Here is an 8,572-nt window from a genome sequence, read left to right as displayed (position 1 = left end):
CCAGCCGTATTTTTAATCATTGCAGGTTTTATGACAACTTTATACACACGTTCTTTATGTTTAAAAGTTCTTTCGATTGGATATAACCTTTCACCGAATCTATTTTTCCCAACAATATATTTTGGGATTGCATCGTAAAGTTCTACAGTATTAGAAAATATACTGCTTTCAGGTAACAAATTAAACAAAGAAAGCTGCACAGGCGGTTCTTGATTTTTTTTAGGCTTCATAATATATAATTCCATTATTTGGATGTTGATTCTGCAATAATTCTTCTAACAGAACCTTTTCCCCAAAAACCCCGTCCGGAAAGTGTTGGAAAACATTCTTTTTTTAAAATAGTTGCGATTCTTCCTGCGCCACATCCTTCCCCGTGAAGCTTTACTACACGTGCCACAATTTCATCACGTGACAGTCTCTGGTCGCTTTTTGAAGAAATTTTTAGGTTAGAATCTTTTTCTTGTGCTAATTGTTTTTTAAAATTTGAATTTATGAATCCATTATTCAACTCTTCCAGCTTTGCAAGCCGCTTTTCAACAGCTTCTGCTGTGCGTGCACTATTTTCGGCTATCCTTTCAAGCGCGGATGCAAAACGGTCCAAGATTGGGACCAGTAAAGCCAAGATTTCAGGTGTGGGCGAAGACACGGTGGAAACCGTGGTGACATCTGTGGCAACGTCTTGAACGTCATACGTGGTAGCAACCTCAAGAGCTAAAAGCCCGGCGATTTCTTCTGTCCGGCGACCCTCTTGATAGAAACCATGTATCCGTTTGAAAATGTCTACAAAATCAGGAGGAAATTTTCTAACCCGGTCCACCGTTTTAGCTGGAAGAAAACGAGAAAATCGTTCGGCATACCTTCTGATGGTGCTGCCAGGGATACCGGTGATTTTCTCCAACTCCTTAAAACCAAGCCAATCCTCAATTCTCATGCTTTTCATGGAAACCACGTTTTCACCACCAGCGATATTTACCGAGAAAAAGCCATGCCGCTGTTACCACGTTTTCACCACTACCACCACGATTTCCACAAAAAATACCCCACGGCAAGCCCGAAATTCTTGCGTCCCTCTGAAATACGCTGTATTATGTTGTAATACAAGCGGGAGGTGCCACCATGCCAACGTCAATGTCCCTGCGTTTACCCCAGACTTTAGCTGATCAACTCGGGCAGCTCGCTGAAACCACCGGGCGGAGCAAAAGTTTCCTGATGATCCAAGCCCTGGAAGACTTTCTTGCGCGAGAAGCATGGCAAGTCGCTGAAATAAAAAAGGGGCTTGCCGAGGCTGATGCTGGTGATTTCGCTAGTGCGGATGAAATCCAGGCTATAGACGCCAAATGGGGTCGTCGTCGTGCGGATTAGATGGCTTCGAAAAGCATTGCAAAATCTTGATGCGGAATTAGAATTTATCGCACAAGAGGATCAAGATTTAGCGCACAAGATTTATCTACATCTGATGGAACGGATTGAAACTTTAAAAGAGTTCCCTAATCATGGCAGAAATGGACGTGTTTTTGGGACCCGGGAGCTTGTGATTGAACGATATCCTTACATAATTCCATATCGGGTGCGTGAAAATACTGTTGAAATTCTTCGCGTTTTTCATACGAGTAGAAAATTACCAGAAAAATGGTGACTAAAACGGTATACAACATTTGATCCATAGTTTTAAATTTAAATTTTATTGACAAAATCCGAAGAATTATGCAAAAGTTTGATTATAATTACAACTACAATGCATGTATTCTAATAATTAAAACAACAAGGGATACTTCTCCGTGCAAAAGCAAATTAAATACGCGTTCCTCATTGTACTATTTGTATTTACGAACATTGTACACGCAAATAATACCATTCAATTTTCAAAAATAACAAATATTAGTAATTTTTCCATTTTGCCTGCAGTTGGTGTCGGGCAAGACGGAAGTATCTACGTTTGTGAGACTGGACAGTCTGTACAACAAATTCAAAAATTCTCATCAACAGGAAGTTTAATAACAACATGGGGTGGCTATGGACATGGGAACGGACAATTTCAAATACCAAATGGAGTTGCTTTTGACTTAACAGGAAACGTTCTCATTTCTGAATTTTACAACAGCAGATTCCAAAAATTTGATACATCAGGTGGATTTGTTCAAGCATACGGTACTTATGGATCTAGTGATGGGCAATTTATTAATATAACTGGAATTACAACAGATGGAAGCGGGAATATCTATGTTGCAGATTCGGGAAACTATAGAATACAAAAATTTAATGCTAGTGGTGTATTTTTAACAAAATGGAGTTCGTATGGGGTTGGACCGGACCAATCGAATTATTCTCCTTCAATTGCTGCAGATAGTTCCGGGAATGTGTACATATCAGAGCCAAGTAATTACAGAATAACAAAATATTCCTCTACTGGTTCATTCTTAGCAAGATGGGGTTCGTACGGAACTGGAAATGGACAATTTAATTACATTTCTGGATTGGCAATTGACTCAACAGGAAATGTTTTTGTTTCAGATAAAAACAATAACACTGTACAAAAATTTTCATCTTTAGGTATCTTTTTAGACAAATGGGATATTACGAATCCAGAAGATAATTCTTCTTTGCGACCGGATGCTATCGCAACTGACACCAGTGGCAATTTAATCATTACAAATAATGCAAATGATCTTCTTATTAAAGGAACAATCAATTTCACAGGGTCATTACAAGTTAGTATTCAACCTCAAGGGGCTATAAGTGCTGGTGCTCAATGGAATGTTGACAATGGGTCCTGGCAAAACAGTGGAACTACTTTAAGCAATATTGCGACTGGAACACACACAGTTTACTTTAAAACAACAGATGGATGGACAGCACCACAAAACCAGTCTGTTACAATTTCTGCAAATCAAACAACAGATTCAACTGGAACGTATATTCAACAGACATACACTGGTTCGTTACAGGTTAATATTTTACCCCAAAGCGCAGTAACTGCTGGTGCTCAATGGAATCTTGACAACGGTTCCTGGCAAAACAGCGGGACTACTTTAAGCAATATAACAACAGGAGCGAATACTGTTTACTTCAAAATAACGAATGGATGGACAGCACCGCAAAACCAGTCTGTTACAATTTTAGCAAATCAAACAAGCACAATCAATGCAAATTACACTTCTACACAGGGAAGAAACTTAAGTTCCGTTGTTAATCTTCTTTTGAATCAGTAAAAAATACTTTGTAGTGAAATGTCATTTAAAAATAAACTCTAAGGATTGATATTTTTACGTTTGATAAAATTATAAACAGTTGCCCTTGATATTCCATATGCTTTAGCGATGCTTGTTTTATCTTCTCCGGATTTAACACGTGTAACGATTTCATTAAACTGTTCATCAGTCAATTTTTGTTTTCTTCCAAGATGCTTTCCAGCACGTTTTGCAGCAGCAATACCTTCCCGTTGTCTTTCTTTTATTAGAGCCCGTTCGAATTGCGCAACCGCACCAAGCATCCCAAGCATCAATTCAGAAGTGGCATCAGATTCGCCGCATCCAAAAGACAGGTTCTCCTTGTGGAAGCGGACACAAACCCCCTTTTCCCGAAGCGCAGTCACGATCCGCAAGAGGTCAGAAAGGTTCCGGCACAGCCGGTCTATTGAGTGGACGTGAAGTGTGTCGCCCTGGCGGACGTATGCCAGGCAATCAGCCAGGACCGGACGCTTCGTGTCCTTGCCGCTGGCTTTTTCCTCAAACATTCGGTCAAGCTGAATTCCGTCCAGTTGCCGATCTGTTTTTTGGTCAAGGCTGCTAACGCGCGCGTATCCCACGTGCTGCCCATGGCTCATGTCCATCCCCCTCCGTTTGTCCAAAAATATCTTAGAACTTTTTAGAAAATTGTAAACTAAATATTTTTCCGACCTTTTTGGACAGTGGGAATCCAGGTTTTACGCGGAAAAGGGGAATGCCAAAAAAGGTGTACCTTTTTAGATGCTCCCAGAAGGATACAATCTTTCAAAACAAGTTTTTGAAGGTCACATTTTTACCGAATTTTCCACTTATATATATTATAAAGGCGATGAGATAATATTGCTTTTGTAATTTTTAATAAAAAATATATGTATATAACTTTTTATACATATATACACAAACAAAAAATGATGATGTCTTGTTGAACGTCAGTGAAACTTGACATCATCATTTGCTGCTTTTGCAGCACAAATATTTTATTAAAATATTACATCAATCATCACTTATTAATATATCCGACGCAGGATTTGATTCAAAAAAAACCAAATCATTTTACACTTTTTCATTCGTAATATCAGTGACTTATGTTCCTTTTATTCATACATTTTTTATTTTTTGTTAAATGTCCGATTTTGTCTTCGCCCTGGTTTATCACGAAAAACAGTTTTATATCGGAGACCTTCTGATATATAAAAATTCTTAAAGTTATTAATCTCATTTATAACTTTTTCTTTGCGTTTCTTCTTTTTTTCTTCAATATCTTTTAATTTTTTCTCCTCTACATTGATAGCAAGAAGTTGTCTGTTAGAAAAGAATGTTTCTAACATTTTTAACAACAGCTTATAACTTTCGAACCTTTTATAAAAAGACAATTTTCTACTTGGTTTCAAGTCATCTTTTCCATAAAATGTATATAATTCCGTCAGAAATTTTGGAGAAAATCCACAAGCAGATTCTATAGCATTTTGTTTTAATTTGCTTATTTTTATAACAATTTTTAAAATTTCTATAAATTCTATTTCATCATGATTAGTTATCAATATTTTTTCAATTTCATCAGCAGGAAATTTATTTAAAAATTTAACTACAAAGTCATTCAAGTACATACATATCATGCAAAACCTCCTTATAAAGCACAAGAATCCATGCAAAGCGAAAGCATGGCATAGAATCCATAAGACCTAATATGATACAATTTTTTTTCGTGTAAACAAAATTATTTGTATTCAAATTTATATTTATCTGTAATTTTTTTATAAATAAAATAAATACAAAAGGAGGAATTTATGGTCAAAGAAATTGAAGATGTTTTAAAAAAAATTGATGAACGAATTTACACACTAACTATCAAAACCCAAGTAATGGAAACTCATTATGATTTGCTTGACCATGTACAATGGTATTTAAGAAAAAAAGGATTTGATGCACGTTATTACGAAAAGAACTGCCATGATGAAGGATTAGTCGCTACAGAAAAATACGGTGGAACTAGAAATGAAAAATAATCTTAGCAAATTATACATAACACGTGTTACAGATGAACAATTTGAAGAAATTGAAAAACTTAGGAATAAGATGGGGCTTTCTAAAAGTGGAATAGCGCGTGCTTTATTTGTTTTAGGTATTCAAAGTATCAAAAATAATTTGTGTATGTAAATAAAAAAGCATCACCATTACTACCTGTGGTGATGCTTTTTATGTTTCAAATCAACTGGCAAATAATACTTAAAACTAAATCAACTTGTTTATCATCAAAAATTTCTGTTTTATGATTTGTTTTTCAAACATGAAAACAACAAAAACTCAAGTTGTTCTAAAAACATTTGCATCGACGCTTTTTCCATTTTATTTTTTTGCAACGCAATTCCTTTAAATGAAAAAATTCTTCTGACGCCATTGCCCATTGTGATATCTACAGTGTATTTTATACCATCTGTAATATACGACCAATCAGAAATCGTTTCATAAAAATAGTTGTATTCCTTAATAATTCGATTGACATTCATCAGTATTTCAGTTTGAACTATACAATTATATGTTACAGAGCAACATTTTTTACCTTTCTCATACTTACGCACCTCTAGCTTTCCATCACTCGTAAGAAGAAAAGACAAATCCGGTTTTCTCCAGGGATATTTTACTTCAAACAACAAGCGCGAGAACGCACTATTACTGATATCTACATAAAACGTTGGCTTAACTACCAATATATTATAAATTTTTTCAAAAAATTCAAGAATATTTCTTTTACTTATTGAAAAATCAGACTTTAAAACATCTTGTTCTTTAAAATCTGAAATAAATTTAGGTAAGCTGCCCATACATACATCATTGTATACTTTTTAATTTACCTATTCTCCAAGGAGAAAAGCATTCACTTTTTGCAACATTGCATTCTGAAACTTCATAATTCACCACCGGACATATCTTATGCCACTTACCTTCAATGCATTTTCCTGTCAATGTACATATAAAATGAACACAATCTGCACATGTTCTCATTAGATTACCCCTTTAGATTTTAGGCTCACAAAACAACCTAACCACATAAAATAATGGAATAATCTTATATTACCGGTCGAAAACAAAAAGTAAACTAAATAATAGACAAGAAGAGTTAAATGCGTTGCATTCACTAATTTACACATCAACATACTGTAAATATTGATAAAATTTAAAAATAGCGAATTTTCCTATAGATAAATTCCCATAATCATCTACAATTCAAGAATAAAAGCATCCCAACAAGGGGAGAACCACGTGGAATCACGCCTACAAGAGCAGATTGCAAATGTCGTGGAAAAATTAAAGATTAAATCACAAGATTATTCTTCAAAGAACGGAATGCAAACCGGAATAGAAGAAATAGATGTCTGCATGCGGGGCATTTCTCCTGGTGAGTTGGTTGTTTTATGTGCCCAACGCAACATGAAAACATCGATTGCACTAAACATCATATCACAAATCGCAATAACACAAAGAATTCCATCTTGTTATTTTTCTAATGATTTTCTTTTAAATGACATAATAATACAGTTATTGTGTTGTAATTCAAAAATAAACCTTGAAGATACATATAGGGGCGCAATCACACTTGATGATTTTAATAAATTATCATCAACTTCAAAAAGTATTTCATCAGCACCACTATTTCTAAAGCATGTGAATACTCTTTCTATTGAAAATGTAAAAAACATGTCTGCAAACATGAAAAAGAAACACGGTGTCAAGTTTATTGTGGTAGATTTTTTACACAACTTAACATGCAACAATGAATTCAGCAGTTACGAAAAATTTACTGGATATGTTTTAAGACAACTAAAAAACACAGCAGAACATCTAAACATATCAATACTTGCGCTGTATTGTAATATAGAACAAAATTACCACGAACAAGAATGTCTTTCAGGTTCGGAGCATTTTAATATTTTGGAAAACAATGTCGATGCGTTACTTGATGTAAGAGAAAACAAAAAAGCAGTTTCCACCAACAGCCTGTCAGCGGAAACTGCTTTTGCGGAGATACTCTTTGCAAACAAGATTGGAGAGTTGAAATTTATTGAAGTTCCTTACCAGCCAGCATCAATGAACTTCTTAACAGATTCAGCTGTCAAAGACATGGACGAAATGCCGTTTTAATACTTTAAGCATCAGATGCATGCCCATAACTAGACATCTGTTTAAACATGTCATCCAAAATTTTTTTCTTGTCTAGCTCACCAAACGCAGGGTCCTTAACTTGGAGATATTCGCAAGCTCTAAAACCATCGCCAATTCTCATGTTTCTTGGAGGCTCAAGAGTTTCTATAAGTATTGCTTCTAAAGCTGAAATAAAATTTTCTTGTGTATATTTTTTGTTTTTTGTTTCTGAAAGAACACCATTATCATCAACTTCTAACAATCCGAACCAAGAGAATCGATTCCATCGACCTGAAAGTTTGTCTCTTGTATGATCAGAAATTCTTTTACCAATGGGCAATTCTGTTGCCCTACCAACGTAAATAGGAGTATGGTTGTCATAAAGTATATAAATACCTCTTTGATTTGAAAAATCCGTCATATCTGACCCTGAAAATTGCCGCCCAAATAATTTAGGAACAATTTTCCACTGCACCATATCCCTTTGCCAAAACAATCCCGATGCTTGAACAATGATTTCAGGCTCTTCTGATTCTGTACGGACGGTAGATGTCTTTTTAGTTTTCTTTTTATCTGATTTTTTCATTGCAGGATTAAGAGCAAAGATACCTTTCCCAACTTTTATAAAAGGTGATTTTTCACCGTCTGTTTTTATTGAACCTGCCATTACTGTGAATACGGCACCCGCAGGATTTGCACCTGATTTCTTTTTATAACCATCTTCAATAATTTTTTCTGATATATCAGAATAATGCATTGATCCATCAGATTCCGAAAGAACTTTTTCAATCGCATCCTTCCACGACATTTCCATACGTAAAAACCTCCCTAATATTTTTATATTTTGGGCAGTTAACGGAATCCGCAATGCGTTGCAAGAAAGTATCTCCCATTCACAACAGGTAAATTTAAAACTTTACAGGATTTTTACTGAAAAATTAGCGCGATATGCATTTTCGAGGAGGGAAAACAATATTTTAATACCGGATTAATATAGAATCATCTTGTGGCAACCTTGATGCAAACACCCTTGGAAGGAGCCACGTGCCAGAACCCCCCAAAAATCAATTTTGGCGCATTTTCCCCCTTCGATAAGGAATTGTGTGGTGAATGCTTGAAAAATGCAAAAAACAGGCGTTCTGGAAGGGAAAAATCCCCATGCTGGCGAACCGATCAGTGGGTGATGGGCACCCATCGGTTTTTTTTTT

Annotated in this window: 13 protein-coding genes; 6 read left to right on the top strand and 7 right to left on the bottom strand. The window is 35.5% G+C overall.

Annotated elements, in window-relative coordinates:
• A partial coding sequence (locus Q368_RS26330) for a hypothetical protein (protein ID WP_211249804.1) occupies positions 1–230 on the bottom strand: 230 nt, incomplete at its 3' end.
• A gap of 14 nt (positions 231–244) precedes the next feature.
• The gene (locus tag Q368_RS25300) at positions 245–940 is read right to left on the bottom strand and encodes a MerR family transcriptional regulator (protein WP_084158988.1); all 696 of its coding nucleotides are present in this window, start codon (positions 938–940) and stop codon (positions 245–247) included.
• A 176-nt stretch (positions 941–1,116) separates the two neighbouring features.
• On the opposite strand from Q368_RS25300, the gene Q368_RS0122380 reads away from it, so the two are divergent.
• From Q368_RS0122380 to Q368_RS25295, 3 genes are all read left to right on the top strand, one after another.
• The gene (locus Q368_RS0122380) at positions 1,117–1,362 is read left to right on the top strand and encodes a CopG family ribbon-helix-helix protein (RefSeq protein ID WP_211249803.1); all 246 of its coding nucleotides are present in this window, start codon (positions 1,117–1,119) and stop codon (positions 1,360–1,362) included.
• On the top strand, positions 1,352–1,636 hold the full coding sequence (locus Q368_RS24260) for a type II toxin-antitoxin system RelE/ParE family toxin (protein WP_052360359.1): 285 nt from the start codon (positions 1,352–1,354) through the stop codon (positions 1,634–1,636). The genes Q368_RS0122380 and Q368_RS24260 overlap by 11 nt, the downstream gene beginning before the upstream one ends.
• A gap of 142 nt (positions 1,637–1,778) precedes the next feature.
• Positions 1,779–3,209 carry an NHL repeat-containing protein gene (locus Q368_RS25295; RefSeq protein WP_156955887.1) on the top strand — a complete coding sequence of 477 codons (1,431 nt, stop codon included), beginning with the start codon at positions 1,779–1,781 and terminating at the stop codon, positions 3,207–3,209.
• Positions 3,210–3,247: 38 nt separating this feature from the next.
• Here the strand turns inward: Q368_RS25295 and Q368_RS24255 are convergent, their stop codons facing one another.
• Both Q368_RS24255 and Q368_RS26325 read right to left on the bottom strand, forming a co-directional pair.
• The gene (locus Q368_RS24255; RefSeq protein WP_425423692.1) at positions 3,248–3,829 is read right to left on the bottom strand and encodes a recombinase family protein; all 582 of its coding nucleotides are present in this window, start codon (positions 3,827–3,829) and stop codon (positions 3,248–3,250) included.
• Between the two features lie 504 nt (positions 3,830–4,333).
• Positions 4,334–4,840, bottom strand: coding sequence for a hypothetical protein (locus tag Q368_RS26325; RefSeq protein ID WP_156955886.1), 507 nt, complete (start codon positions 4,838–4,840; stop codon positions 4,334–4,336).
• A 171-nt stretch (positions 4,841–5,011) separates the two neighbouring features.
• Here Q368_RS26325 and Q368_RS26320 point away from each other — a divergent pair, with 171 nt between their 5' ends.
• Together Q368_RS26320 and Q368_RS26315 are read left to right on the top strand one after the other, a co-directional pair.
• Positions 5,012–5,230, top strand: a complete 219-nt coding sequence (locus tag Q368_RS26320; RefSeq protein WP_156955885.1) for a hypothetical protein — start codon at positions 5,012–5,014, stop codon at positions 5,228–5,230.
• Positions 5,220–5,381, top strand: coding sequence for a hypothetical protein (locus Q368_RS26315; RefSeq protein WP_156955884.1), 162 nt, complete (start codon positions 5,220–5,222; stop codon positions 5,379–5,381). The genes Q368_RS26320 and Q368_RS26315 overlap by 11 nt, the downstream gene beginning before the upstream one ends.
• 110 nt (positions 5,382–5,491) lie before the next feature.
• On the opposite strand, the gene Q368_RS26310 is transcribed toward Q368_RS26315, so the two are convergent.
• Positions 5,492–6,046 carry a hypothetical protein gene (locus tag Q368_RS26310; RefSeq protein WP_156955883.1) on the bottom strand — a complete coding sequence of 185 codons (555 nt, stop codon included), beginning with the start codon at positions 6,044–6,046 and terminating at the stop codon, positions 5,492–5,494.
• A 439-nt stretch (positions 6,047–6,485) separates the two neighbouring features.
• Here Q368_RS26310 and Q368_RS25290 point away from each other — a divergent pair, with 439 nt between their 5' ends.
• Complete coding sequence (locus tag Q368_RS25290; RefSeq protein WP_156955882.1) at positions 6,486–7,364, top strand: DnaB-like helicase C-terminal domain-containing protein; 879 nt, start codon at positions 6,486–6,488, stop codon at positions 7,362–7,364.
• Positions 7,365–7,368: 4 nt separating this feature from the next.
• On the opposite strand, the gene Q368_RS25285 is transcribed toward Q368_RS25290, so the two are convergent.
• Together Q368_RS25285 and Q368_RS26810 are read right to left on the bottom strand one after the other, a co-directional pair.
• Complete coding sequence (locus Q368_RS25285) at positions 7,369–8,178, bottom strand: HTH domain-containing protein (protein WP_084158986.1); 810 nt, start codon at positions 8,176–8,178, stop codon at positions 7,369–7,371.
• A gap of 174 nt (positions 8,179–8,352) precedes the next feature.
• A partial coding sequence (locus Q368_RS26810) for a hypothetical protein (RefSeq protein ID WP_211249802.1) occupies positions 8,353–8,572 on the bottom strand: 220 nt, incomplete at its 5' end.

This window comes from Solidesulfovibrio alcoholivorans DSM 5433 (genome assembly GCF_000702665.1).
Lineage (GTDB): Bacteria > Desulfobacterota > Desulfovibrionia > Desulfovibrionales > Desulfovibrionaceae > Solidesulfovibrio > Solidesulfovibrio alcoholivorans.
Note: the sequence above shows the minus strand (reverse complement) of the source record. Positions and strands in the feature narration are given on the sequence as shown.

Coding starts and splice junctions, on each gene's coding strand:
- Q368_RS25300 (WP_084158988.1), bottom strand. CDS start 940: ATGAAAAGCATGAGAATTGAGGATTGGCTTGGTTTTAAGGAGTTGGAG.
- Q368_RS0122380 (WP_211249803.1), top strand. CDS start 1,117: ATGCCAACGTCAATGTCCCTGCGTTTACCCCAGACTTTAGCTGATCAA.
- Q368_RS24255 (WP_425423692.1), bottom strand. CDS start 3,829: ATGGACATGAGCCATGGGCAGCACGTGGGATACGCGCGCGTTAGCAGC.
- Q368_RS26325 (WP_156955886.1), bottom strand. CDS start 4,840: ATGATATGTATGTACTTGAATGACTTTGTAGTTAAATTTTTAAATAAA.
- Q368_RS26320 (WP_156955885.1), top strand. CDS start 5,012: ATGGTCAAAGAAATTGAAGATGTTTTAAAAAAAATTGATGAACGAATT.
- Q368_RS26315 (WP_156955884.1), top strand. CDS start 5,220: ATGAAAAATAATCTTAGCAAATTATACATAACACGTGTTACAGATGAA.
- Q368_RS26310 (WP_156955883.1), bottom strand. CDS start 6,046: ATGGGCAGCTTACCTAAATTTATTTCAGATTTTAAAGAACAAGATGTT.
- Q368_RS25285 (WP_084158986.1), bottom strand. CDS start 8,178: ATGGAAATGTCGTGGAAGGATGCGATTGAAAAAGTTCTTTCGGAATCT.